Source organism: Actinotalea caeni (assembly GCF_009733795.1).
GTDB classification, from domain to species: domain Bacteria; phylum Actinomycetota; class Actinomycetes; order Actinomycetales; family Beutenbergiaceae; genus Pseudactinotalea; species Pseudactinotalea caeni.
This window is the reverse complement of sequence record NZ_WNXX01000005.1, coordinates 42,378-67,045: the sequence shown is the minus strand read 5'-3', so window position 1 is coordinate 67,045 and position 24,668 is coordinate 42,378. Positions and strand designations below refer to the sequence as shown.

Below are 24,668 nucleotides of genomic sequence, written 5' to 3'. Positions count from 1 at the left end.
GTTCACCGTATCGCCCCACACTGGCGCGCGAAGTCGAGAAAATGGTCCGCTTCGCGCTGTCTCGTGTGGATCGGGATGGTCGAAGGCGGCAGCACGAGCGGCCACCTCGACGAGTCGAGTTCTTCGGCCCGGCGGCGGTGCTGGTGGAGGCGCACCTCCGCCAGCACCGGCTCGCCCGGGCCGCAGGTGCGGGTGGTCGCCGTCACGTGGCGCGTCTGCCGCCTCCGGACGCCCGGTCGGGGGACAATGGGCCGGTGAGGCTCTACCGGGACGAGGCGGTCGTGCTGCGCACCCGCAAGCTCGGGGAGGCCGACCGCATCATCACGCTGCTCACGCGCGAGCACGGCCAGGTGCGGGCGGTCGCCAAGGGCGTGCGGCGCACGTCGTCGCGCTTCGGCGCCCGGCTGGAGCCGTTCAGCGTCGTCGACGTGCAGCTGTACGCGGGCCGCAACCTCGACACCGTGACCCAGGTCGACACGCTCGCCCCGCACGGCCGCGCGATCTGCGCCGACTACGCGTCGTTCACGACCGCGACCGCGATGGTCGAGACGGCGGAGCGGCTCACCGAGATCGAGCGCGAGCCGGCCACCCAGCAGTACCTGCTGCTCATCGGCGCGCTGCGCTCGCTGGCCGAGCACCGGCACGCCCCGAGCCTCGTGCTCGACTCCTACCTGCTGCGCGCGCTCGCCATCGCCGGCTGGGCGCCCAGCTTCGACAGCTGCGCGCGCTGCGACGCCGACGGCCCGCACAGGGCGTTCTCGGCCGCCTACGGCGGCATGGTGTGCCCGCGGTGCCGCCCGCCCGGGGCGGCGGCGCCCGCGCCGGAGACGGTGACGCTGCTCGGCGCGCTGCTCACGGGCGACTGGCGCACCGCCGACGCGAGCGAGGACCGGCACCGCAAGGAGAGCTCCGGGCTCGTGGCGGTGTACACGCAGTGGCACCTGGAGCGTGCGCTCCGCTCGCTGCGGCTGGTCGAGCGGGCATGAGCCGCGCGCGCTCGCCGCAACCGCCGCCGCCGCACCCCTCGGGGGCACGCCCGCCGGCGCTGCCGCCGCACCTGGTGCCCAAGCACGTCGCCGTCGTCATGGACGGCAACGGCCGCTGGGCGAACGCCCGCGGGCTGCCTCGCACCGAGGGGCACGCCGCCGGCGAGGCGGTGCTGCTCGACGTCGTCGCCGGGGCGATCGAGCTCGGCATCACCCACATCAGCGCGTACGCCTTCTCGACCGAGAACTGGAAGCGCTCGCCCGCCGAGGTGCGGTGGCTGATGGGATTCAACCGGGACGTGCTGCGTCGGCGTCGCGACCAGATGCACGAGTGGGGCGTGCGGGTCCGCTGGGCCGGTCGCCGACCGCGGCTGTGGCGCAGCGTCATCGCCGAGCTCGAGGAGGCCGAGCGCCTCACCCGCGACAACACGACCTGCACGCTCACGATGTGCGTCAACTACGGCGGTCGGGCGGAGATCGCCGACGCCGCGCGCGCGATCGCGCGCGAGGTCGCCGCGGGCCGTCTCGACCCCGAGCGGGTCACCGAGCGCACGGTCGCGCGCCACCTCGACGAGCCGGACCTGCCCGACGTCGACCTGTTCCTGCGCACCGGCGGCGAGCAGCGCGCCTCGAACTTCCTCATCTGGCAGTCCGCCTACGCCGAGATGGTCTTCCTCGACAAGCACTGGCCCGACGTCGACCGCCGCGACCTGTGGGACGCCGCGGTCGAGTACGCGCGCCGGGACCGTCGTTACGGCGCCGCGGTGGACGCCGTCGAGCAGGCCCGGCGGGCCGAGCAGCCCGAGGGGTCGCGCTAGACCGACCGCTCGGGAGCCGCGTCCGCGCGCGCCTCCGCGGCACGGCGGCGGCTGCGTCGGCCGAGCACCACCGTGCACACGACCACGAGCACGACCGCGACGATCGCGGCGATGCCCGCCGGCGAGCCGGCGGCTACGGACACGATCGCCTCCCAGGCCGCGAACCCGATCGTCGCGTAGATCGTCGCCCAGGCCAGCGCGCCCGGCACCTGGGCGAGGGCGTACTTCCAGGTCTCGATGCGCAGGATGCCCGCGCCGGCCTGCACCATCGACTGGAACCCGACCGTGAGGTAGCACAGCGGCACCATCACCAGACCCCAGCGGCGCAGCGCCCGCACGCCCGGGTCGGCGCCGCCGTCGGCGAGCCAGGTGTGCATGCGCAGTCGCCAGCCGCCGGTCGGGTGGGTGCGCCGCAAGGTCTGCTCGGTGGCGATCCTGCCGACCCAGTAGAGCATCTGGCCGCGCGCCATCGCGCCGCAGAACAGCGCGGCGAAGGCCAGCCAGAACGGCATCGAGGCGAGGAACTCGGGCACCGTCGTCACCGACCCCGGTAGCGGCGGGCGGCGCAGTCGCGACAGGTGCCGACGAGCTCGGCGGTGTGCTCGACCTCGACGAAGTCGTGCTCCTGCGCGATCCGGGTGGCCCAGCGCTCGACGACGTCCCCGGTCAGCTCGACCGCGGTGCCGCACTCGCGGCAGACCAGGTGGTGGTGGTGGCCGTGCGCGCAGCGGCGGTAGAGCGCCTCGCCGTCCTCGATCCGCAGCACGTCGACGTCACCGGCCTCGGCCATCGCCTGCAGGGTGCGGTAGACGGTCGCGAGCCCGACCGGCCTGCCCGACTCCGCCAGCATCTGGTGCAGCTGCTGCGCGGACCGGAAGTCCGGGGTCGCGTCGAGGAGCTCAGCGAGCGCTGCCCGCTGCCGCGTCATGCGTTGCATCGCCGCGGCTCACCTCCCTCGATCCGCCGTCACGGCGCCGGGCGCGCGCGAGCACCGGCCGCAGAACCGCCACACCAGCGTAGATCGCGATCGCGAGCACGACGATCACGGCCCCCGGCGCGAGCGGCACCACGAACGTCACGACCAGCCCGGCGACGCAGGCCGTCGCGCCGATCACCATCGCCAGCCGCATGGTCTGCCGGAACGAGCGCGCCACGAGCTGCGAGGCCGCCACCGGGACGATCATCAGCGCGCTCACCAGCAGCAGCCCCACGACCCTCATCGAGACCGTCACCGTCAGCGCCGCGACGACCGCGACGGCGATGTTGAGCGCGCCGACCGGCAGCCCCGTGGAGCGTGCGAACTCCTCGTCGTGGCTGACGGCGAACAACGCGGTGCGCAGCCCGAGCCCGACCGTGAGGATCGCCGCCGACATCACGAGGATCGCCACGAGGTCGGCGGTGCCGACCGTCGCGAGCGAGCCGAACAGGTAGGCCATGAGGTTGGCGTTGGTGCCGCCCGCGAGCCCGATGACGACGACGCCGCCCGCGATGCCGCCGTAGAACAGCAGCGCGAGGGCGAGGTCGCCGCTCGTGCGGCCACGGCCCCGGACCGTCTCGATGGCGACGGCGCCGATCACCGCGGCGACGACCGCGCCGGGGACCGCGTAGGCATCGGCCCGCGCGGCGCCGGTCGCGGCGCCCACGAGCCAGCCCAGCGCGACGCCGGTGAGCGCGACGTGACCGATGCCGTCGCCCAGCAGCGACAGCCGGCGCTGCACGAGGAAGGTACCGACGACGGGGGCGCTCACGCCCACCACGAGCGCGGCGAGCAGCGCGCGCTGGAACAGCGGCACGGTCAGCATCTCCAGCAGCCCGCTCATGCGTCGCCCCTTCGCGTCGGGCGCGCCGGGCGTGCCGCGCGCGGGGTCGTGGAGGGCGCGGTCACGGCAGGCTCCGCTGGGTCGCCGGCTCGGTCGGCATGACGTGGTCGAGGTGCAGGTGGTCGTGCTCGTGCAGGTGCGCCGCCGCGGGTCCCGCGGTGCCGGGGTGCTCGGCCCGGGGGATCGCGCCGTCGTGCACGACCGAGCCGGCACGGAGCACGACCGCGCGGTCGAGCAGGTCGCCGAACGGGCCGAGCTCGTGGAGCACCATGACGATCGTGCGGCCCTGCTCGTGCAGGTCGCCGAGGAGCCGGGCGAAGGTCGCCTGGGTGAGCACGTCGACACCGGCGAGCGGCTCGTCGAGCAGCAGCAGGTCGGGGTCGCGCACGAGCGCCCGCGCGATCGCCACCCGCTGCGCCTGGCCGCCGGAGAGCACGCCGAACGGGCGGTCGGCGAGGTCGGCGACGCCGACCTGCTCCATCGCCTGGTGCGCGCGGTCGGTGTCGGCGCGGCGCAGCCGCAGCCGGCGCCGCCCGAGCAGACCGGTCGTGACGACCTCCAGCGCGGTCGCGGGGACCCCGGAGACCGCGCCGAGACGCTGCGGCACGTAGCCGACGCGCCGCCACGGGGCGCGGGCTGCCGCGTGCCGGGTCGAGACGCCGAACAGCCGGGCGTCGCCGGCCACGACGGGCACCTGGCCGAGCACGGCGCGCACGAGCGTCGACTTGCCCGAGCCGTTGGCGCCGAGCAGTGCGACGGCCTCGCCGCTGCGCACGCGCAGGTCGACGGCCTCGAGCAGCCGCGTGCCGCCGACGGCGACGCTCACGCCGTCGAGCTCGATCGGGTCGGGGGTCAGGGGCACGAGAGTCCTTCGCGCAGCGCGGCGAGGTTCGCCGCCATGGCGCCGAGGTAGTCGGTGTCGCTCGGGGCGAGCTCGATCGGGTCGAGCGTAGCGAGCGTGAGCCCCAGCTCGTCGGCGACGACGTCGGCGCCCGCGGTCAGGCCTCCGGGCTGCGTGAACACCGTCGTGACGCCGTGCTCGCGCGCCTCGGCGAGCACCTCCGCGACGCGGGCGGGGGAGGGCTCGGCCTCGGGGTCGATGCCGCTGATGCCGACCTGCGTGAGGTCGTAGGCGTGCGCGAGGTAGCCGAAGGCCTCGTGGCTGGTGACGAACGTGCGGTCGACGCACCCGGCGAGGCCGGTGCGCAGCCGCTCGTCGAGGTCCTCGAGCTCGCCGCGCAGGGTCGCGGCGTTGTTCTCGAACGTCGCGGCGAGCTCGGGCTCGGCCTCGCCCAGCTCGACCGCCAGCGCGTCGCCGAGGTCGGCCACGCGGAGCGGGTCCAGCCAGAAGTGCGGGTCGACGCCGCCGTGGTCGTGCCCGTGGTCGTCGGGACCGTGGTCGTCGTGCCCGTCGGCGTCGTCGTGATCGTGCTCGTCGTCGCCGCCCGTGAGGAGGTCGACGTGGTCGGCCGCGTCGACGACCAGGCCGCTGCCGACCTCGGCCAGCGCGTCGTCGACGGCGGTCTGGAAGTCCGAGAGGTACAGCACGGCGTCGGCGCCGTCGAGCGTCGCGACGGCCGACGGCGAGAGCTCGAGGTCGTGCGGCTCGGTGCCGGCGGGCGCGACGCTGGTGACCGTGCCGGCGTCGCCGAGCACGCGCTCGGCCACGAACTGCATGGGGTAGGCGGTGACCGCGACCTCCGGGCCCGAGCCGCCGCCGCCGTCGTCCGCGCAGCCGGCGAGCGCGAGCGCGAGACCGGGGACCGCGAGGGCGGGCAGGAGCGCGCGGTGGCGTGGCATGAGAACGATTCTCATTCCAGTTGAGAACCGTTGTCAAATCGGCTCCTGCGCGACGGGCTAGCCTGGGCCGGACGCCCGGCCAGCCAGGTCGGGCACCCCGTCTGAAAGGTGGATCCACGTGGCCAACGCCCCGTCTCGTCTCGACTCCGTCATCAGCCTCGCCAAGCGCCGTGGCTTCGTGTTCCAGTCGGGAGAGATCTACGGCGGTACCAGGTCCGCCTGGGACTACGGACCGCTGGGCACCGAGCTCAAGGAGAACATCAAGCGGCAGTGGTGGCAGGCCACCGTCCGCGGCCGTGACGACGTCGTCGGCATCGACTCCGCGGTCATCCTGCCCAGCCAGGTGTGGGTCGCCTCGGGTCACGTCGGTGCGTTCACCGACCCGCTCACCGAGTGCCTCCAGTGCCACAAGCGGTTCCGCGAGGACCAGCTGATCGAGGAGTTCGAGGAGCGCAAGGGCCGCGCGCCCGAGGGCGGCCTCGCGGGCGTGCCCTGCCCCGCGTGCGGCACCGTCGGCCGCTGGACCGAGCCGCGTGACTTCAACATGATGCTCAAGACCTACCTCGGCCCGGTCGAGGACGAGAGCGGTCTGCACTACCTGCGCCCCGAGACCGCGCAGGGCATCTTCGTGAACTTCGCCAACGTCATGAGCGCGGCCCGCAAGAAGCCGCCGTTCGGCATCGGCCAGATCGGCAAGTCGTTCCGCAACGAGATCACGCCCGGCAACTTCATCTTCCGCACGCGCGAGTTCGAGCAGATGGAGATGGAGTTCTTCGTCAAGCCCGGCACCGACGAGGAGTGGCACCAGTACTGGATCGACACCCGCACCGACTGGTACGTCGACCTCGGCATCGCGCGCGACAACCTGCGCCACTACGAGCACCCGCAGGAGAAGCTCTCGCACTACTCCAAGCGCACGGTCGACATCGAGTACCGGTTCGGCTTCACCGGCTCGGAGTGGGGCGAGCTCGAGGGCATCGCCAATCGCACCGACTTCGACCTGTCGACGCACGCGCAGCACTCCGGCAAGGAGCTGTCGTACTTCGACCAGACGACGAACGAGCGCTGGGTGCCCTACGTCATCGAGCCCGCGGCCGGTCTGACCCGCTCGCTCATGGCGTTCCTCGTCGAGGCCTACGACGAGGAGGAGGTGCCCAACGCGAAGGGCGGCACCGACACCCGGACCGTGCTGCACCTCGACCCGCGGCTGGCGCCGGTCAAGGCCGCGGTGCTGCCGCTGTCGCGCAACGAGCAGCTCTCGCCGCCGGCGCGGGACCTCGCCGCGGAGCTGCGCAAGCGCTGGAACGTCGACTTCGACGACGCCGGTGCGATCGGCCGCCGCTACCGCCGCCAGGACGAGATCGGCACGCCGTTCTGCCTCACGTTCGACTTCGAGTCGGTCGACGACCAGGCCGTGACGGTCCGCGAGCGCGACAGCATGGCGCAGGAGCGGGTGTCGCTCGACAAGGTGAGCGGCTACCTCGCGGAGCGGCTCGCCGGGGCGTGACCGCGCCGTCGCCGGAGCAGGAGGGGGCGGGGGAGCACCCCGACCCTCCTGCGGCGCGCCGACGGCGCCGGTCTCGTGAGGTCGGGTCCGGGCACGCGCACGGGCACGGGCCGGTGACGATCCCGGCCGCCGAGGCGCGTCGGGTCCGGCTCGTGCTCGCCGCGCTCGTGGTGCCGCTGCTGCTGGCCACCGTCGTCGGGCTGGTGGCGCTGTGGCCACGCGGCGAGACCCAGATCGGGTCGGTGCCGCTCACCGCCGAGGGCGCGACCTTCGAGCGCGGCGTCGTCGTCGACGTGCCCGGCACCGCCGGCGAGGAGGTCGTCGTCGCGGTGCGCACCGGCGAGCACGCCGGCCGCGAGGTCAGCGTGCAGGTGCCGCCCGAGGTGATGGAGGCCGGCGTCGAGCGGGGCGACGAGATCCGGATGCTGTACCTGCCGGGCGCGGCGGCCACCGGGTCCCCGTTCGTCTACATCGACTTCGTCCGCGACGTGCCGATCGCCCTGCTGGCGGCGGCGTACCTGCTCGTGGTGGCGCTGGTCGCCCGGTGGCGGGGCGTCGCCGCGGTGGTCGGCCTGGGGGCCTCGCTCGTCGTCGTCGGGCTGTTCGTCATCCCGGCGCTCACGCTGGGGACCTCGCCGCTGCTGGTCGCGCTCGTCGGCTCCAGCGCGATGATGTTCCTGGCGGTCTACCTCGCGCACGGCGTCTCGATCCGCACGACGACGGCGCTGCTCGGCACGTTCGCCGGGCTCGCGATCACGACGCTGCTCGGCTGGTGGGTGATCGGCGGCGGCAACCTCGTGGGCAACGGCTCCGAGGAGGCCTACATGGTCTTCTCGACCTTCCCGGGCGTGAGCCTGAGCGCGCTGCTGCTGTGCGGCATCGTCATCGCGGGCCTCGGTGCGCTCAACGACGTGACGATCACGCAGGCCTCGGCCGTCTGGGAGCTGCACGCGAGCGACCCCGGCGCCGGGCGCGCGCGGGTGTTCGCCCGGGCGATGCGCATCGGCCGCGACCACATCGCCTCGACCGTCTACACGCTGGCGTTCGCCTACGTCGGCACCTCGCTGCCGCTGCTGATGATCGGCGCGATCTACGACCGCACCCTGCTCGAGTTCCTCATGGCGGGCGAGATCGTCGAGGAGGTGGCGCGGACGCTGGTCTCCTCGATCGGGCTGGTGCTCGCGATCCCGGCCACGACGGCGATCTCCGCCCTGCTCGTGGGCCGCAGCAGCACGAGCAGGGCGTGACCGGTCCGCGCGGTCGGGCCCGACGCAGACGCTCCGCGGACGTCTCGCCGATCTAGCGGCCCTGAGGGTCGACGGGGCCCTGGCCGGGGACGAGCAGCCGCTCGCCGGCACGGACGGCCTGCGGCCACGGGCCGGTGGGCAGCGAGGCGTCGGGGGACCGGATGGCGTCACGCACGGGTGCTCCTCATGGGTCCGGTGGGTGCTCGTCGGGTCGGTCCGCCGCGATCGGCACGCCGCCTCGCGCCGCCGACCGTTCGGCCGCCAGCGCGACCGCGACCGCGCGGGCGCCGTCGCCGAGGTCGGCGAGCACGCCGCCGGGACCCCCTCGCACGAGGTCCACGAACGCCTCGAGCTGGCGTGCGAGCATCTCGACCGGCGTCGCAGCGCGCAGCGGGGTGGGCGGCGCCGGTGCACCCACGACCCGCACCGGGTGGTCGCCGTCGATCGTCACCGTGACGCTCGGCGTCGCGAGCGACATCCAGGTCTGCGGGTCGAGGGGCATCGGCAGGTCGAGCGTGCGACCGGCGTGCACGGTGACGACGCAGCCGAGGGCGGTCCTTCCGGTCATCGTCATGAAGGCAGCGGCGCCGTCGGGCGCCCGAGCGACCTCGCACGTGACCGTGCCGATCGGGCTGCCCGCGAGCCACTGGGCGACGTCGATGTCGTGGACGCCGCCCTGCAGCACCGGGCTGACGTCCCGGTAGGTCTCACGCAGCTCGACGGCACCGTTGCGCAGCAGCGCCATGTGGACCACCGGGCCCCACGCGCCCGAGGCGACCTGCTCGCGCAACCAGCGCAACCGGGGGTCGAACCGGAGCAGGTGACCGACCGCGACGTGCACCCCGTGCGCGGCGGCGCGCCGGCCCAGCTCCGCCGCGGCGGGCACGTCGGTCGTCACGGGTTTCTCGACGAGCACGTGGCAGCCGCGCGCGACCGCGGCGGTCGCGGGTGCGAGGTGGTGCCGGTCGGGCGTGGCGACGACGACGGCGTCGGCATCCGCCACCTCGTCGAGAGAGGCGACCACCGGTACCGTCGCGCCCAACCTCTCGCGCGCCCGCTCGCGCGCCGTGCGATCGCTGTCGACCACGGCCACGAGCTGCGCGCCCGGCTCGGCCCGCACCGCGTCGGCGTGCAGCTGCCCGTAGCCGCCGTACCCGACGACGACCACCCGGACCGGCTGGTGCGACGCGGTCACCGGGCCACCACCGGCGCGACCGTCGCGAGCGGAGTGCCCGCAGCGACGTGTGCCGTCCGCCGCAGCATCATGACGTGCCCGGCGCCGGGCGTCCGGACGGGCACCGCCGGCAGCTCGGGTCGGAGCGGGTCGAGCACCTCGCCCAGGACGTCGTCGACACCCACGGCGTCGCCGTGCGCGACGGACGCGAGGAACAGCCCGTCGACGGGTGCCCGCACCTCGGCGTCGTCGAGGTTGCCGCTGCTCACGACCTCGACCGGTGCGGCCACCGGCTCGCCGGACGTCGCGCCGAGCGCCCGCAGCAGCCCCGCGCGGACCGCGCGCATCGCCGCCCGGTCGGGCGACGGCCCGCCCGGCATCTCGACGTACACCGGCGCGACCCCGAGGTCGGCCGCAGCGCTCAGCGTGCGTCCGGGCGCAAGCTCGGGGTGCAACCACAGGTACGGCAGCCCGAGCGTGCGCCCGACGTGCGTGGACCGCTCCGCCAGCGCACCCTCGCTGAGGACGCCCGCGAGCAGCGGCATCGCGAGGTGCAGCCCGGCGCTGTGGAGGTCGATCAGGGTGTCGGCGCCCGTGAGCACCTCGCGGGTGAGCAGGTCGGCCAGCCGTTCGGTCCAGCCGCCGTCACGCGCACCCGGGAAGCAGCGCGCCAGGTTGGCGCCGTCGGCGGCGCTGGTGCGCGTGCCCGCACGGTACGCCGACGGGTTCGCCACCGTGACCACGCGCAGCCGGGTGGCGCGCAGCTGCGGCGGGTCGGCCACCAGCGAGCGCGCGACCAGCATGCCCTCGGGCTCGTCCCCGTGCACCCCGCCGAGCACGACGACCAGCGGGCCGTCACCGTCGCCGAGCTCGTGGACGACCAGCTCGACCACGCGCTCGTCGCCGATCGTGACGGTGCGCGCCCCGGTCATGCGGACAGCTCACGGGCGAGGGCTGCGGGCAGGTCGGCCACCGCGACCGGTTCTGTGGGAGGCGGCTCGCCCGCGACACGCTGCAGGGAGGTGCTGTCCTTCCAGCCGGCGCCGGAGGCGATCACGACCGCCTCGTCGTCCGGCCCGAGCCGGCCGGCCCTGGCGTCGGCCAGCGCACCGGCGAGCGCCACCGCACCCGCCGGCTCCACGAGGAGGCCGTCGCGCGCCAGCATCGCCTGCGCCTCGAACGCCTGCTCGTCGGTGATCTCGACGACGTGACCGCCCGAGGCCGTGACCGCCTCGGTCGCGCCCTCGACGTCGAGCAGCCGGGCCACCTGCAGACCCGAGACCGTGGTGGTGACGCGCGGCAGCGGGCTGAGGTCGCCGTCGCACGCCCGCCGCAGGGTGGCACTGCCGACCGGCTGCACGCCGACGACGCGGGGCCGAGGGCCGGCGGCGTCGCGGAAGCCGCGCCACACCGACGTGAGCAGCCCGCCACCGCCCACCGGGACGTAGACGACGGAGGCGTCCGGGCGCTGGTGCGCCAGCTCCGTCGAGATGCCGCAGGCGCCCGTCATCATGTCCGGCGCGAACGACCAGGCGGTGATGAACGGGTACAGCCCAAGCTCGTCGGCCACCTCGAGAACCTTCGCGAACACCCGGTCGGTCTCGGCCGGCGTGATGCCGAGCCCCTCGACCGGGAGGGTGCGCGCGCCCGCGGCGCTCGCACCCAGGAGCTTGGCCGCAGGCGCACCCGGCACGGTGAGGATGCGCACAGGCAGGCCCGCCCGCGCCCCGTACGCCGCGATCGCCGCGGCGCCGTTGCCGGACGACGTCCCGAGGATCCCGCTGAGTCCGTGCCGGCGGGCGACGGTGACCGCGCGGACTGCGAGCCGGTCCTTGTACGACCCGGTCGGGTTGAGGTGCTCGGCCTTGCACCACAGCCGCGCGCCGCCGACGTGCTCCTCGAGCGCGGGCAGTCGCACGACCGGGGTCGACCCCTCGCCCAGCGAGAGCGCAGGGTCGACCCCGCCGGCGGGGTGCTCAGAGAGCGCCGAGCGCACCGTCGACCGCCTCGAGCGTCTCCTCGACGTCGGCGTGGGTGTGCGACGCCGACAGGAACCAGGTGCCGCGGTGGGTGATCCGCACGCCTCGGTCCTGCAGGGCCCACAGGAACCGGTCGGCCAGCGCGGGGTCGGAGCGCTCCATGTAGGTCTGCCGGTCGTGCACCCCGCCCGCCGGGCCGAAGCGCGTCTGGAACACCGGCCCGATGCCGTCGACCGACAGCTCGACGCCGTGCCGCTGCGCGAGTGCCCGGATGCCGTCGATCAGCGCCCCGCCGACCTCCATCATCTGCGGGTAGGGGTTGGTGTCCCGGAGCACCCGGACGGTCGCGAGCGCGGCGGCCACGGCGCTGATCCCGGTGTTGTAGGTGCCGCCGTGCATGACGGCGGGCGTCGCGAGCAGGTCCATGACGTCGGCCGGCCCGGCGAGGGCGGCGACCGGGAAGCCGGACGCCATCGCCTTGGCGTACACCGTGAGGTGGCCGCGCACGTCGAGCAGCTCCTGAGCACCGCCGAGCCGCACCCGGAAGCCGGTGATGACCTCGTCGAGCACGAGCAGCGCGCCGTTCTTCTCGCAGAGCTCGCGGACCGCCTCGATGTAGCCCGGCCGCGGCATGATCATGCCGACGTTGGACAGGATCGGCTCCATGAAGACGGCGGCGACGTCGTCGTGGGCGTCGAAGACGGCCGCGACCGCGTCGACGTCGTTCCACGGGATGACGACGACGTCGGCGGCCGCCGCCGCCGACTGGCCCGGCGTCAGCGGGGCGCCCTGGGCCGGGTACGGGTCGGTCGCCGGGTCGACGAAGAGCGGATCGAGCCAGCCGTGGTAGTGGCCGGCGAACCGGATCACGCGGCGCCTCCCGGTCGCGGCGCGCGCCAGTCGCAGCGCGAGCTGGTCCATCTCGGTGCCGGACTGACCCAGCCGGATCCGCTCGGCGTTCGGGAGGATCTCGACCATCTCCTCGACGAGCTCGATCTCGCGCAGGTGCTGGCCGGCCCAGAGCTGGCCGGTGCCCAGCACGGAGGCGACCGCCTCGGTGACCGCCGGGTGCCCGTGGCCCAGCACGTGCGGGCCGAACGCCATCGCGTAGTCGACGTAGCAGTTGCCGTCGACGTCCCAGAGCCGGGAGCCCTCCGCGCGCTCGTACACCAGCGGCGTGGGGGAGCCCTTCAGCCGGAAGCTGCTGTGGACGCCCGCGGGCGCCGTCCGGGAGGCTCGCTCGATCAACTCCTGAGAGCGCGCGTAGCGCTGGCTCCGGACGTCGGTCGGCGGGGTCTGCAGGTTGGTGCTCATCGTTCCTCTGCTCGCTGGGTCGCGGTCGTGCTGTCGGTGGGGTGCTGGGTGGTGCGGTGGGCCCGCAGGGTCCAGTGCGGCAGCATCGCTGCGCGCTCGGGGGACCAGGGGAGACGGTCGGGGAAGCTGGTGCAGATCCCGGGGGTGTCGACCTCGATGACCTCGCCGGCGACGTCGCCGTACGCGGCGCGCCACGCGATCGCGGACTTGACGACGATCGCGTCGGCGGCGGCCGGATCGACGCCCTGGGACACCAGCTGCTGGGCATCGAACGGCATCGCCTTCAGCTCGCTGACGACGACGGTGTTGCCCGCGACGTCGAGCACCGCGGTGCGGCCCATCGACACCTCGTAGCCGCGGTTGTAGCTGCCCAGGTGCCGGTAACGGCCGTCGGTCAGCCGCTGCACGGTGGCGGTGACGTCGACGGGCTCGCCGTGCTGGTCGTCGGTCTTCGCCCCGAGCCGCAGCCGGACGGTCGCGCCCTCCCCGGCCTCGACGCAGACCGCGACGGACTCGGGATCGGCGATCGTCGTGACCAGGCCGCGGCCGCCGGTGCGCAGCCACTCCTGGAGGATCGCGGTGCCGTCGCCGGGGGCGCCGCCGCCGATGTTGTCGGCGGCGTCGACCAGGATGACGGGCCGGTCCTGTGCGACCTGCGCGGCCGCGCACGCCTCGGCGACGCTCAGCGCCCCGTAGACGAAGCGCTCCTTGGCGTCGTCGACCGCGGCCGCCATCTCGTCGGCGGCCTGCGTGGCGGTGCGCGCGTCGTCGCCGCTGACGACGACGGAGAATCCGACGCAGTCGACGTCGGCGTAGGAGAACCCCGGCGCCAGCGACACCTGCACGCCTGCCTCGCGCTCCAGACGGTGCGCGAGCGCCACGAGGTCGCGCATCGGGTCGCCGTCGGTCGCCTGCATGCCGGGCGCCGTCATGAACGGCAGCTTGCGGTGCACCACGTGGCGCTCGCGGCCGGTGCGCAGCACCTCGAGCAGCAGGTCCGCCGCCTCCTGCCCGCGCTCGAACATGTCGACGTGCGGGTAGGTGTCGTAGGCGACGACCGCCTGCGTGCCCTCGACCATCGCGGCGCTGACGTTCGCGTGCAGGTCGATCGTCACGGCGAGCGGGACGTCGGGGCCGATGAGGTCGCGGACCGCGCGGACGAGCTCGCCGTCGGGGTCCGGGCTGCCGTCGGTGACCATCGCACCGTGCAGGGTGAGCAGCACGCCGTCGACGGGCTGGTCGGCGATCGCCGCGAGGATGCCGTCGCGCAACCGTTCGTAGACCTCGTGCGCCACGGTCGCGCTCGGGACGGCGGCGGCGTAGGTCGTCGGCACCGACGTGGCGCCGGCGCGCTCGAGCGCCGTGAGGAAGCCACCGGTCTCCGACCGGGTGGCCGCCAGTCGGCGGAGGTCGTCGCCGACGAAGTACTGGTAGGCCGCGAAGCCGTCGAGCGCCGTGGTGCCGACGGCGAACGTGTTCGTCTCGTGGTAGATGCCGCCGACGGCGATCCGGGGGCTGGTCACGTGCTCTCCTGGGTGGTGTGGGTGCGCCTCGCGCTCGGGACGGCGTCGAGGAGCCTGCGGGTGTAGGGGTCCGTCGGGGTGGTGATGAGGTCGTCGATCGGGGCGGCCTCGACGATCCGGCCGCGGCTCATGACGACGACGCGGTCGGCGATCGCGCGCACCGCGGCGAAGTCGTGCGTGATGAGGAGCATCCCGAGGTCTCGTCGGTCCACGAGGTCGCGCAGCAGCGCGAGCAGCTGCGCCTGCACCGAGACGTCGAGCGCGGAGGTGGGCTCGTCGGCCAGCAGCACGCGTGGCTGCGCCGCGAGCGCGCGCGCGACGACGACGCGCTGGCGCTGCCCGCCCGACAGCTCGACCGGGTACCGGTCCTCGAAGGACCGGGGGAGCCCGACGTCGTCGAGCAGCCGTCGCGCCTCCTCGCGCCGGGAGGCCGCGTCGAGGGCCGGCTGGTGGATCGCGAGCGAGCGCTGGATCGCGGTGCCGACCGGCATCCGCGGGTTGAGCGCCGAGTACGGGTCCTGGAACACCATCTGGACCTCGCCCGTGAGCCAGGTCCGGTCCCGCCGGTCCGTCGTCACCGTCCGCCCGCCCAGCCGCACGTCGCCGTCGTCGACCGGCTGCATGCCCGCGAGGGCCTTCGCCATGCTCGACTTGCCCGATCCGGACTCGCCGACGACCGCGACGACCTCACCCGCGCGCACGGCGACGTCGACGCCGTCCACCGCGACCACCGGGTCCTGGCGGCGGCGCCGGGCCGGGTAGGTCACCGTCACACCGCCGGCCGTCATGAGCGGTGCGCGGCTCTCGACCTCCGGGTCGGGCGTGCGCCGGAGCTCGGGGTCGAACGGGTCGACCGTCGCCTCCAGCAGCCGCTGCGTGTAGGGGTGCTGCGGTGACGTCATGAGGTCGGCCGCGGCGCCCGACTCGACGATCTCGCCGCCGTACATGACGAGCACCCGGTCGCAGCGCTGCGCGACGAGGCTCAGGTCGTGCGACACGAGCACCGACGTGAGCGAGTGCTCGCGCTGCAGCGTCTGGACGAGGTCGAGGACCTCGGCGGCGACCGTCACGTCGAGCGCGGTCGTCGGCTCGTCGGCGAGCAGCACGTGCGGCCGGCCGATGAGCGCGAGCGCGATGACGACCCGCTGGCGCATACCGCCCGAGAGCTCGTGCGGGTGGCTGCGCAGCACCCGCTCGGGCTCGGGGAGGCGGACGTCGGCGAGCGCCGCCACCAGCCGGTCGTGGCGGTCGGAGCGGTCGCCGAGCCGCCCGTGGGCCCGCAGCGCCTCGAGCAGGTGGCGCCGGATCGTGAAACCCGGGTTGAGCGCCGCCAGCGGCTCCTGGAACACGTAGCCGAACGCCGCTCGGTCGCCGACGCGCGGATGGCGCGGCGGGCGCCCGGACGCGGTGGCGAGCTCGGTGCCGGCGACCGTCACCGACCCGGTGACCGTGGCCCGCACCCCGTGGGGCAGCAGCCCGGACATCGCGCGCAGCGTCATCGACTTGCCCGAGCCGGACTCGCCGACGATGCCGAGCATCTCGCCCTGCCGGACGTCGAAGGAGACGCCCTCGACAGGCTGCGCACCGGAGGCCAGGTCGACCCGGAGGTCGGCCACGCGCAGCGTGACGTCGGTCTCGGTCATCGGTTCCGCCCCTGTCGGCTCAGCAGGTCGCCGAGGCCGTCGGCGAACAGGTTCATGCCCAGCACGACGACGACGATCGCGATGCCGGGGAAGACGACGAGGTGCGGCGCCGCCGAGAGGTAGGTGCTGCCCGCCGCGAGCTCGAGCCCCCAGCTGGTGTCGGGCGACTGGATCCCGAAGCCGAGGAAGCTGATGCCGGCCTCGTTGAGGATCGAGAAGGCCATCATGCTGCTCAGCAGCACCAGCACCGGGAAGTAGGCGTTGCGCAGCACGTAGCGCAGCACGATCGACGTGCGACTCTCGCCGATCGCGGCGGCCGCCTTGACGTACTCGGCCTCGGTGACGGCGATGACCGAGTTGCGGGTCACGCGTGCCACCTGCGGCCAGTACACGACGACGAGCGTGACCACGACCGTGCTCAGCCCGGCGCCGAGCACCGACGCCAGACCCAGCGCGACCAGCAGCCACGGGAAGCTCAGGAAGATGTCGACGACGCGCATCGCGACGGCGTCGAACGGGCCGCGCAGGTACCCGGCCAGGAGCCCGACGGGAACCCCGATGAGCAGCGTGAGCAGCCCGACGACGAGGGGGATCCCGACGACGACGCGGGTACCCATGATCAGCCGGCTGAGCAGGTCGCGCCCGTTGAGGTCGGTGCCGAGGAGGTGGTCGGCGTCCGGGGCACCGAGGACCTCGCCGACGTAGACCTGGTCGTAGGGGTACGGCGTCAGCCACGGCGCGAGGATCGCGACGAGCACGGTCGGCACCAGCACGAGGAGCCCGACGAGGGTCTTGGGGTTGCGGTGCAGCTGGCGCCACACGCGCTGCGGGCGGGCCGAGGCGGGGTCGAGCACGGGGTCGACACCGCCGGGCGACAGCGGGTCGGCCGCGGTGGTGGGGTCGAGCGCTGTCATCGTGCCCCCTGGAGCGTGGCGCGGGTGCGCGGGTCGAGCCACATCGACACGACGTCCACCACGGTGTTGGTGACGATGAAGAGAGCGGCGAACACGAGGATCCCGCTCTGCACGACCGGGTAGTCGCGCGAGATCAGTGCGTTGACCAGCGTCAGCCCCATGCCCGGGTAGCCGAACACGCGCTCGGTGATCACGGCGCCGCTCATGAGGATGCCGACCTGCAGGCCGACGACGGTGAGCGTGGGAGCGACGGCGTTGCGGCCGGCGTGCCAGCCGATGACGCGCCAGGGCCGCACGCCGTTCGAGCGCGCGAGCAGGATGTGGTCCTGCTGGAGCTCGGTGAGCATGCTCGCCCGGACCGTGCGCAGCAGCAGCCCGGTGGTCACGACGGCGATCGTCAGCATCGGCATCACCGAGTGCCGGAGCCAGCCGACGGGGTCGTCGGCGAGGTCGACGTAGCCGGAGGTCGGGAACCAGGCCAGCGTCACCCCGAACGTCAGCACGAGCAGCGAACCGATCCAGAACTCCGGCTGCGCCTGCAGCACGAGCGAGCCGGTGGTGAGGCCGTGGTCGACGGCCGACCCCCGGCGGGACGCAGCGAGCATCCCGCCGGGGATCGCGACCAGCAGGGCGAGCAGAAGCCCGCCCGTCATCAGCAGCAGCGTGCGCGGCAGGCGTTCGGCGAGGATCTGGCCCACCGGGAGGTTCGACGAGATCGAGACGCCGAAGTCACCCGTGAGGAGGTTGCCCAGCCACGCCAGGTACTGCTCGGTGAGGGGCTTGTCCAGACCCCACAGAGCCTCCAGCGCGGCCCGCGTCTCGGGTGTGGCGTACTGCCGCAGCAGCACCGAGATCGGGTCACCGGGGAGGTTGTGGATGATGAGGAACACGAGGACGCTCACCACCCACAGGGTGAGCAGGCCGACGCCCAGCCGGCGGATCACTGCTGTGGTCATGGCGTGGTCAGCTGCCCGCCCCGCGCACCTCGAACAGGTAGTTCGGGCGCACCGTGAAACCTGCGGCCTCCGGGTAGACGGCCGTGTTCACCGGGATCTGGATGAACGGCATGATCGGTGCCTCCTCCAGCACGATCTCCATCGCGCGGTGGTAGAGATCCGTGCGCTCGGCCTCGTCGAAGGTCGCCGAGGCGGCCGCCAGGATCTCGTCGAGCTCGCCGTTGCTGTAGCCCATGTGGTTCGACGCGCCGTCGGTCATCAGATAGCGGTCGAGGAACAGCGCCGGGTCCGGTGCCGAGGAGTCGCCGGCGATGCCGACGCTGAACTCGAAGTTCGTGAAGACGCGGGCGACGTAGTCGGCCGGCGGCAGCAGCCGGGTGTTGAGCGTGATCCCGACGTCGGCCATGAGCGACTGCCACACCGGCTCCAGCGGGCGCAGCAGCGGCAGGTCGGGGATCAGCGCCTCGACCTCGAACCCCTCGGGGATGCCGGCCTCGTCGAGGAGTGCACGGGCCTCGGTGGGGTCGAACGGAGCCGTGAGATCGGCCGGGAAGTACGGGCTCGTCGCCGCGATGAGCACGTGCGCCGGCTCGGCGTCGGGCCCGTTCTCCGCCGTCGCCATGAGGGTGCGGTCGAGCGCGAGCGAGAACGCCTTGCGGACGCGCACGTCGTCGAACGGCGCCACGCGGCAGTTGAAGGAGATGTAGTTGAACCCGTTGATGTAGGAGGTGCCCACGGTCGCGCCCTCGAGCGAGGCCAGCGACTCCATCTCGGGCCAGGCGAAGCCGGCGATGGCGCTCGACTCGCCCGACTGGAAGCCCGAGCGGAGCGCCGTGGCGTCGCCTCGCGGGAGGAACCGGATCTCGTCGACCTTCGGGAAGGACGCGTCGTAGTAGTCCTCGAAGCGCGTGAAGGCCATGAAGTTGTCCTGCTCCCAGGCCTCGAACGTGAACGGCCCGGCACCAACGGGGGCGGTGGCCTGCTGGTCCGCCGTCTCGATCGGGATGATCGGGATCTGGCTGCACAGCGCCGTCAGGGGCGCGTAGGGCTGCGAGAGGTTGAACGCGACCGTGAGGTCGTCGAGCACCTCGATCGAGTCGATCGGGGTGAGCAGCGCGGCGTACGGGGAGCCGCTCTCGGGGTCCATGAGGCGCTCGAAGGAGTCGACGACGTCCTGAGCGGTCATCGCGCGCCCGTTGTGGAAGGTGACGCCCTCGCGCAGGTCGAAGCGGATGCGGGTCTCCGACTCCGCCTCGTAGCCCGTCGCGAGGTCGCCCTCGAGCGCGCCGTCCGCGGTGAGGTAGAGCAGGTAGGCGTGGCAGGCGGAGCCGACCGTCGACAGGTTGGCGAAGGTGTTCTGCATCCCGGTGTCGAGGTTGGCCGGGTCGCCCTCGGAGTTGCCGATCGTGATGACGGTGGGGCCCGCGGCGTCGTCGGTGGCGGCGGAACCCGACGTCGTGGGCTGCGTCCCGCTCCCGCTGCCCCCGCAGGCGGCGAGCAGACCCGCGAGCGCGGCGGCGCCGGTGCCGCCCGCGGCGAGGGTGAGGAACTGACGGCGAGGTAGAGCGGACATGCTGGTTCTCCTTGAGAGATGTGGCCGAGGCCGGGAGGGGAGGAGGAGGGTGAGGTCAGCGGCTGAGCCAGCCGCCGTTGACCTCCAGGACCTGGCCGGTGACGGCCTCTGCCGCTGCCGAGCACAGGTAGCGGACGGCTCCGGCGATGTCGTCGGGGTGGAGACGACGTTGCAGCGCCTGCTTCTCCAGGAGCTCGCGGTCGAGCTGCTCCTGGGCGTCCGGTCCGTAGAGCTCCGCCTCGTTGGTGGTGCGGACGGCTCCGGGTGAGACGGCGTTGACGGTGACGCCGTGCGGGCCGAGCTGGCGGGCCAGCGACCGGGTCATCCCGACGAGGCCCGCCTTGGCGGCGACGTACGCCACGCCGGAGGGACCTCCGAGGCGCACGGTCACCGAGCTGATGTTGACGATGCGACCGCCGCCCTGCTCACGCATCGCGCGTGCCGCGCCCTGGGACAGCAGGAACGGGGCGGTGAGGCCGACCGTGAGGGTCGCCTGCCACTCCTCGAGGTCGACCTCGTCCCACGGCACGTTCGAGGGCCGCACCGCGTTGTTGACCAGGGCGTCGAGCCGGCCCAGCCCCGCGAGCACCGCCGGGACGCACGCCGCCACCTGGCTCGGGTCGCCCAGGTCGGCCTGCACGAGCAGCGTGCGGGCGCCGAGCTCTTCGCACAGCGCCGCGACGCGCGAGGTCTCCTCGGCGTCGTCGAGGTGGTGCAGCGCCAGGTCGTAGCCGTCCGCGGCGAGGCCGGTGGCGATCGCCGCCCCGATGTCCCGGCGGGCGCCCGTGACGAGCGCGACCGGGCGGGCGTCGGTCAGAACAGCCATGCGTGCCAGCTCCCGGTCCGCGCGGGCAGCTTGTGCGGGGCCGCCGCGAGCCTCTCGAGCATCCCCCGCAGCTCGCCGACGAGACCGAGGTGCTCGCGCAGCACGCTCGGCTGCTGGTAGCCGACCTTGGTCGCCGCGACGTGCACGAGCAGCGCCTCGCCGTCGCGCTCGAGCGCGGCGATCTCGTCCTCGAGCGCCGCCGGCGCGACGTCGTGCAGACGCCGGGCCAGCTCGACCAGGCGCAGGAAGAGGTCGGCCGTGGTCGCCAGGCGCTCGCCCTCGGCCAGCCAGGTGCCGCGGGGGTCGGGCCAGCCCGCGAGCGGCCGGGTCGGCGGCATGAGCGCCATCGACTCGCGCACGGTGTCGCGGACCTGACGGAGCACCGAGGTGAACGCCGGTGTCGGCACCGACAGCGGCTGGACGAGGTCGTCGGGGAACGTCGTCGCGCCGTACGGGGCCGTCGAGAAGTACGGCAGCAGGTGGTTCGCGACGTAGTTCATGAGCGCGTAGCAGCCGATGATGCTGTCGCCGAGGCGGTAGGCGAGGTCCGCCGTCGCCTGGTCGTGCGGGCAGACCCGCGCGACCCAGCGGCGGTCGAAGCCCGACGCGCCGCCGGAGCCCTCGAGGTTCCAGCTCGCGTCGGCGAGGAAGGCGAAGTTCCGGTGCATCGCCGGGTCCGGCATGCTGTAGGCGAGCACGCCTGTCGCACCGGCCCGCGCGCCGGAACGCAGCATCTGCTCGATGTTGAGCGCGAGGTTCTGCGCGAACAGCGACCCGATGATGCCGGGGGAGGGGGTCACCCACGTCTCCCACGGACGGTCGCCGTCGACCACCGGGATCGGCTCGTTGTAGCGCCACCACGACACGATCGGCGCCGGCACCGCCGACTCCGAGAGCGCCTGCTCGTACAGGTCGAACGCGTCCTCGCGCTCGAGGCTGTCCTGCCAGTTGAGGGCGCGGATGCCGTAGCCCTCCAGCAGCTCGGCCACGAGCACGAGATAGCGCACGAGCAGCTCACCCGGGCTGAGGTCGCGGCACCCGGGGCAACGGCAGTAGGGCGAGAACTCCTTCGTCGGGTCCTCGGGGTCGACGTTGATGATCGGGTAGAACTCGTCCCCCGGCACCGCCATCGTCGTGATGCCGTTCGGCACGAGGTGCTGCTCGACGACGTTGCGCAGCACCGCGCGGAGCACATCGGTCCGCGCGGGGTCGGTGACGCAGTATCCGAAGCCGGTGGGCTCGCCGTCGTCGTCGACCGCGGAGAGCGCGGGCAGCGCGCGCGGCAGGTACGAGCTGTGACCGGGCCCCCCGAACAGCGGGATCACGCGCATCCCGCGGCTGGCCGCGTAGGCGGCGACCTGGCCGAACAGGTCCTCGGCGAACATGCGCGGCAGGTAGTCCATGACGATCTCGGACCGCGTCTGCGGGTCCCAGCTGCGGTAGCGGTGGGGTGTGCGCAGCTCCGGGAAGTCCGACAGCGGGACGAACAGGAACTCGCCGCGGTCGCGGTCGTGACGCAGGTCCCAGCAGCCGTAGATCGAGATCGCGAGCGTGTTGAGCTTGAGCGCGCCGAGCCGGTCGACGAGGTCCTTCCAGTCCTCCAGGGTCATGAGGTCGGAGCCCCAGTAGGACTCGACGAGGATGCCGCGCCACGCGAGAGAGGGGGAGTCCGCGATCGTCATCGGGCTGACCCGGCCGTCGGTGGCGTCGAGGAGGTCGGCGAGCGTGCGGGCGCCCTGGAGCGCGCCGAGCGGCTCCGCCGCCTCGAGGTGCACGCCTCCTGGCGTGACCCGCAGCCGGTACCCCTCGGCTCCCAGCGTCGCGTCGCGGGCGACGGTGACCGGCAGCGCGCGGCCGGGGCGTGCACGCTCGGCGAACAGTGCCGTGATCGCGGCCGTGTAGCCGTCGAGCGCGGGATCGACCTGGCCGAGCTCCCAGCGGTCGACCGAGATCGGCGACCCGTCCAGCACGTCGATGTGCCGGGGCTGGGGGAAGAGCTGTGGGTGGGGCACGTAGCACCTCTGCTAGTCTGTCCGGTCAGCGGACGATGTGTCGCTGACCGGGCACAGTTCAGCAGGAACGTGCCCGCAGGTCAAGCACCGAACGCTGAGATTTCATCAAGTCGTAACAATCGTCCGCCCAGAGGACGGCATGGTTCGCGTGTAGGTTCTCTGCCTGGAGGTGAACGCCGATGTCTCGACCCCCTGCTGCCGCGGCCGCTGACGACACCGAGACCGACCGCGCCGGCGCCAGCTCGACCGATCGCGTCGTCGACGTGCTCGAGGCTCTGGCCGAGGCGGGGTCCGCCGGGCTGGGAGTCACGGACCTCAGCCGCGTGACCCGGATCAGCCGCCCTGCGCTGTACCGCATCCTGGGCGTGCTCGACCGGCGCGGCTGGGCCGCACGCGAGGACCAGCTCTGGTTCGTGGGCCCGAGCCTGTCCGACATCAGCGAGCCCGCGCCCCGCTCGGCGAGCATCATCGAGCGGACTCGCCCTGGGCTCGTGCGGCTCTGGGAGGAGTTCGGCGAGACGGTCAACCTCGGCATCCCCAGCCGCGACGAGGTGCTCTACCTCGACATCCTCGAGAGCTCGCGCGGGCTGCGGACCGGGAGTCAGGTCGGCTCCCGTGACCCCATGCACGCCACGGCGCTCGGCAAGGTGTTCCTCGCGGCGCGCCCGAGCAGCGAGGTGCGGCGCATGTTCGGTGACGCCGAGCTCGCGGCCCTGACACCGAAGACGATCGTGGCGCTCGCCCCGTTGATGCGCGACCTCGCCGTGGTCGCGGAGCGGGGATGGGCGGTCGACGACGAGGAGAGCGAGCTCGGGGTGCGCTGCGTGGCCGCGCCCGTGCGTGACCGCGAGGGTCGCACGGTGGCCGCGATCAGCCTCTCGGCGCCGACGGTGCGGTTCGACGACGACGCGCTCCCGGTCGTCGCCGCCGCTGTCCAGGCCGAGGCACAGGCCGTGACGCTGTGAGCCGGCCGCTGCTGCTCGCCGGCGGCACGCTCGTCGACGGCACCGGCGCGCCGGCGCGCCGCGCAGACGTTCTCGTCGCCGACGGCCGGGTGGTGGCCGTGGGTGACCTGCTGGTCGAGGCGCGGGCGCGCGACGCCGAGGTCGTCGACCTCGACGGCCTCGTCGTCACGCCGGGGTTCGTCGACATCCACACCCACTCCGACGTCAGCCTCGTGCACGACCCGGCGGGCGAGAGCAAGGTGCGACAGGGCGTCACGACCGAGGTGATCGGCAACTGCGGGTTCTCCCCGTTCCCGCACGCCGAGGATCGCCTCGACCTGCACCGCGATCACATGGCACGTCTCGGCGAGCCGCCGATGACCCCGGACTGGCTCGACCTCGACGGCTACGCGCGCAGGCTCGCCGCGCGTCCACCCGCGCTCAACGTCGCCGCTCTGGTCGGGCACGGCACGCTGCGCGTGGCGGTCGTCGGCGTCGAGGAGCGCGAGACCACCTCGGCGGAGCGGGCGCGCATGCGCGCGCTGCTGGCGGACGCGCTCGCCGCGGGTGCCTTCGGGCTGACGACCGGTCTGACGCACGTGCCGTCCAGCTACGGGGGGCCCGACGAGGTCGTCGACCTGCTCGCACCGGTCGCCGAGGCAGGTGCGATGTACGCGACGCACGCGCGCGCGACGGCGGGCGCCGAGCTCGACGCGGTGCGCGAGGCGCTCGCCGCGGCGCGCCGCTCCGGAGCGCGCCTGCAGTACTCGCACGTCGCGCTCAACGAGCCGTCGAGCTGGGGGCGCGCGCAGGAGCCGCTGGCCCTCTTCGAGGAGGCCGCGGCCTCCGGGCTCGACGTCGCGTTCGACCTGTACCCCTACGCGGCGTCCAGCAGCTCGCTCAGCCAGTACCTGCCCGGATGGGTGCAGGAGGGTGGCTCCGAGGCGATGGCGGCGCGGCTCGGCGACCCCACGACGTGGCAGCGTGCCGTGGCCGAGACCGCACGCGGCTGGTACGGCGGCATCCCGTGGCTGTGGGACCGGGTCCGCATCGCCGACGCGCCGGAGCCTGGTCTCGCGGGCCGCACGCTGGAGGACGTGGCCGGCGCGACCGGTCGCGACCCCGTCGAGCTCGTGCTCGACCTCTGCCGCCGGCACGGCAACGAGGTCGAGGTCGTGCTCTCCTACCGCGTCGAGGAGGACGTCCAGGCGTTCCTCGCCCACCCGTTCGCCAGCATCGGCTCCGACGGCAACGCGATCGCGGTGCAGCAGGAGAGCCGGCGCCCGCACCCGCGGCACTTCGGGACCTTCCCGCGCGTGCTCGCCCGCTACGTGCGCGAGCTCGGCGTGCTCACGCTCGAGGACGCCGTCCGCAAGATGACGTGGGCCAACGCGCGTCGGCTCGGGCTCACCGACCGGGGTCGCGTCGCCGAGGGCATGGTCGCCGACCTCGTCGCCCTCGACGCCGATCGCGTGCAGGACCTGGCGACCTTCGACGAGCCGTGCGCCGCGCCCGTCGGCATCGAGCACGTCTGGGTCTCCGGCGTCGCGACCGTGCGCGACGGGGTGCAGACCGAGGCGCGACCAGGCAGGCTGCTGCGGCGCTCGACGACCGGCACGCACTGACGCACCC

Annotated in this window: 24 protein-coding genes; 6 read left to right on the top strand and 18 right to left on the bottom strand. The window is 73.6% G+C overall.

The annotated features are described in order from the left end of the window. Positions 1 to 2: 2 nt before the first annotated feature. Positions 3 to 206 carry a hypothetical protein gene (locus tag GPA02_RS06090; protein WP_156199020.1) on the bottom strand — a complete coding sequence of 68 codons (204 nt, stop codon included), beginning with the start codon at positions 204 to 206 and terminating at the stop codon, positions 3 to 5. Between the two features lie 48 nt (positions 207 to 254). On the opposite strand from GPA02_RS06090, the gene recO reads away from it, so the two are divergent. Beyond that, complete coding sequence (gene recO, locus GPA02_RS06085) at positions 255 to 986, top strand: DNA repair protein RecO (RefSeq protein WP_156199018.1); 732 nt, start codon at positions 255 to 257, stop codon at positions 984 to 986. Beyond that, positions 983 to 1,804, top strand: a complete 822-nt coding sequence (locus GPA02_RS06080) for an isoprenyl transferase (RefSeq protein WP_156199016.1) — start codon at positions 983 to 985, stop codon at positions 1,802 to 1,804. Before recO ends, GPA02_RS06080 begins: the two co-directional genes overlap by 4 nt. Here the strand turns inward: GPA02_RS06080 and GPA02_RS06075 are convergent. The 5 genes from GPA02_RS06075 to GPA02_RS06055 form a co-directional block, all read right to left on the bottom strand. Then, entirely contained in the window at positions 1,801 to 2,346 is a 546-nt protein-coding gene (locus GPA02_RS06075; protein WP_156199014.1) for a DedA family protein, read from the bottom strand. The two genes, GPA02_RS06080 and GPA02_RS06075, sit on opposite strands and share 4 nt — an antisense overlap. Then, entirely contained in the window at positions 2,343 to 2,741 is a 399-nt protein-coding gene (locus tag GPA02_RS06070) for a Fur family transcriptional regulator (protein ID WP_156199012.1), read from the bottom strand. Before GPA02_RS06070 ends, GPA02_RS06075 begins: the two co-directional genes overlap by 4 nt. Further along, the gene (locus GPA02_RS06065; protein WP_156199011.1) at positions 2,704 to 3,624 is read right to left on the bottom strand and encodes a metal ABC transporter permease; all 921 of its coding nucleotides are present in this window, start codon (positions 3,622 to 3,624) and stop codon (positions 2,704 to 2,706) included. Before GPA02_RS06065 ends, GPA02_RS06070 begins: the two co-directional genes overlap by 38 nt. A 61-nt stretch (positions 3,625 to 3,685) precedes the next feature. Further along, entirely contained in the window at positions 3,686 to 4,486 is an 801-nt protein-coding gene (locus GPA02_RS06060) for a metal ABC transporter ATP-binding protein (protein WP_204986515.1), read from the bottom strand. Next, positions 4,477 to 5,424 carry a metal ABC transporter substrate-binding protein gene (locus GPA02_RS06055; RefSeq protein WP_156199010.1) on the bottom strand — a complete coding sequence of 316 codons (948 nt, stop codon included), beginning with the start codon at positions 5,422 to 5,424 and terminating at the stop codon, positions 4,477 to 4,479. The genes GPA02_RS06060 and GPA02_RS06055 overlap by 10 nt, the downstream gene beginning before the upstream one ends. Positions 5,425 to 5,542: 118 nt before the next feature. Between GPA02_RS06055 and GPA02_RS06050 the strand changes: the two genes are divergently transcribed. Then, positions 5,543 to 6,931, top strand: a complete 1,389-nt coding sequence (locus GPA02_RS06050) for a glycine--tRNA ligase (RefSeq protein ID WP_156199009.1) — start codon at positions 5,543 to 5,545, stop codon at positions 6,929 to 6,931. Positions 6,932 to 7,044: 113 nt separating this feature from the next. Further along, positions 7,045 to 8,178 carry a YibE/F family protein gene (locus GPA02_RS06045; RefSeq protein WP_240133915.1) on the top strand — a complete coding sequence of 378 codons (1,134 nt, stop codon included), beginning with the start codon at positions 7,045 to 7,047 and terminating at the stop codon, positions 8,176 to 8,178. A gap of 52 nt (positions 8,179 to 8,230) precedes the next feature. Here the strand turns inward: GPA02_RS06045 and GPA02_RS19435 are convergent, their stop codons facing one another. The 12 genes from GPA02_RS19435 to GPA02_RS05990 are packed head-to-tail and all read right to left on the bottom strand — an operon-like array spanning position 8,231 to position 22,092. Further along, complete coding sequence (locus GPA02_RS19435; protein WP_275689718.1) at positions 8,231 to 8,353, bottom strand: RidA family protein; 123 nt, start codon at positions 8,351 to 8,353, stop codon at positions 8,231 to 8,233. Positions 8,354 to 8,362: 9 nt separating this feature from the next. Next, positions 8,363 to 9,373: a Gfo/Idh/MocA family protein gene (locus GPA02_RS06040; protein WP_156199007.1), complete on the bottom strand. Its 1,011-nt coding sequence runs from the start codon at positions 9,371 to 9,373 to the stop codon at positions 8,363 to 8,365. Continuing rightward, positions 9,370 to 10,284 carry a succinylglutamate desuccinylase/aspartoacylase family protein gene (locus tag GPA02_RS06035; protein WP_156199005.1) on the bottom strand — a complete coding sequence of 305 codons (915 nt, stop codon included), beginning with the start codon at positions 10,282 to 10,284 and terminating at the stop codon, positions 9,370 to 9,372. Before GPA02_RS06035 ends, GPA02_RS06040 begins: the two co-directional genes overlap by 4 nt. Next, positions 10,281 to 11,348 (bottom strand): pyridoxal-phosphate dependent enzyme, encoded by a 1,068-nt coding sequence (locus tag GPA02_RS06030; RefSeq protein ID WP_156199004.1) that lies wholly within the window; start codon positions 11,346 to 11,348, stop codon positions 10,281 to 10,283. Before GPA02_RS06030 ends, GPA02_RS06035 begins: the two co-directional genes overlap by 4 nt. Beyond that, the gene (locus GPA02_RS06025; RefSeq protein ID WP_156199003.1) at positions 11,329 to 12,645 is read right to left on the bottom strand and encodes an aspartate aminotransferase family protein; all 1,317 of its coding nucleotides are present in this window, start codon (positions 12,643 to 12,645) and stop codon (positions 11,329 to 11,331) included. Before GPA02_RS06025 ends, GPA02_RS06030 begins: the two co-directional genes overlap by 20 nt. Continuing rightward, complete coding sequence (locus GPA02_RS06020; protein ID WP_156199002.1) at positions 12,642 to 14,168, bottom strand: M81 family metallopeptidase; 1,527 nt, start codon at positions 14,166 to 14,168, stop codon at positions 12,642 to 12,644. The genes GPA02_RS06025 and GPA02_RS06020 overlap by 4 nt, the downstream gene beginning before the upstream one ends. Beyond that, positions 14,165 to 15,811, bottom strand: coding sequence for a dipeptide ABC transporter ATP-binding protein (locus tag GPA02_RS06015; protein ID WP_156199001.1), 1,647 nt, complete (start codon positions 15,809 to 15,811; stop codon positions 14,165 to 14,167). Before GPA02_RS06015 ends, GPA02_RS06020 begins: the two co-directional genes overlap by 4 nt. Then, the gene (locus GPA02_RS06010) at positions 15,808 to 16,725 is read right to left on the bottom strand and encodes an ABC transporter permease (RefSeq protein ID WP_156199000.1); all 918 of its coding nucleotides are present in this window, start codon (positions 16,723 to 16,725) and stop codon (positions 15,808 to 15,810) included. The genes GPA02_RS06015 and GPA02_RS06010 overlap by 4 nt, the downstream gene beginning before the upstream one ends. Further along, positions 16,722 to 17,681, bottom strand: a complete 960-nt coding sequence (locus tag GPA02_RS06005) for an ABC transporter permease (RefSeq protein ID WP_156198999.1) — start codon at positions 17,679 to 17,681, stop codon at positions 16,722 to 16,724. The genes GPA02_RS06010 and GPA02_RS06005 overlap by 4 nt, the downstream gene beginning before the upstream one ends. 7 nt (positions 17,682 to 17,688) lie before the next feature. Beyond that, on the bottom strand, positions 17,689 to 19,254 hold the full coding sequence (locus GPA02_RS06000; RefSeq protein ID WP_156198998.1) for an ABC transporter substrate-binding protein: 1,566 nt from the start codon (positions 19,252 to 19,254) through the stop codon (positions 17,689 to 17,691). A gap of 55 nt (positions 19,255 to 19,309) precedes the next feature. Then, the gene (locus tag GPA02_RS05995; RefSeq protein ID WP_156198997.1) at positions 19,310 to 20,080 is read right to left on the bottom strand and encodes an SDR family NAD(P)-dependent oxidoreductase; all 771 of its coding nucleotides are present in this window, start codon (positions 20,078 to 20,080) and stop codon (positions 19,310 to 19,312) included. Further along, positions 20,068 to 22,092, bottom strand: coding sequence for a glycoside hydrolase family 20 zincin-like fold domain-containing protein (locus tag GPA02_RS05990; RefSeq protein WP_156198996.1), 2,025 nt, complete (start codon positions 22,090 to 22,092; stop codon positions 20,068 to 20,070). The genes GPA02_RS05995 and GPA02_RS05990 overlap by 13 nt, the downstream gene beginning before the upstream one ends. Positions 22,093 to 22,271: 179 nt before the next feature. Between GPA02_RS05990 and GPA02_RS05985 the strand changes: the two genes are divergently transcribed. Both GPA02_RS05985 and GPA02_RS05980 read left to right on the top strand, forming a co-directional pair. Next, positions 22,272 to 23,057: an IclR family transcriptional regulator gene (locus GPA02_RS05985; protein ID WP_156198995.1), complete on the top strand. Its 786-nt coding sequence runs from the start codon at positions 22,272 to 22,274 to the stop codon at positions 23,055 to 23,057. Beyond that, positions 23,054 to 24,661, top strand: a complete 1,608-nt coding sequence (locus GPA02_RS05980; RefSeq protein WP_156198994.1) for an N-acyl-D-amino-acid deacylase family protein — start codon at positions 23,054 to 23,056, stop codon at positions 24,659 to 24,661. Before GPA02_RS05985 ends, GPA02_RS05980 begins: the two co-directional genes overlap by 4 nt. The last annotated feature ends 7 nt before the right edge of the window (positions 24,662 to 24,668 follow it).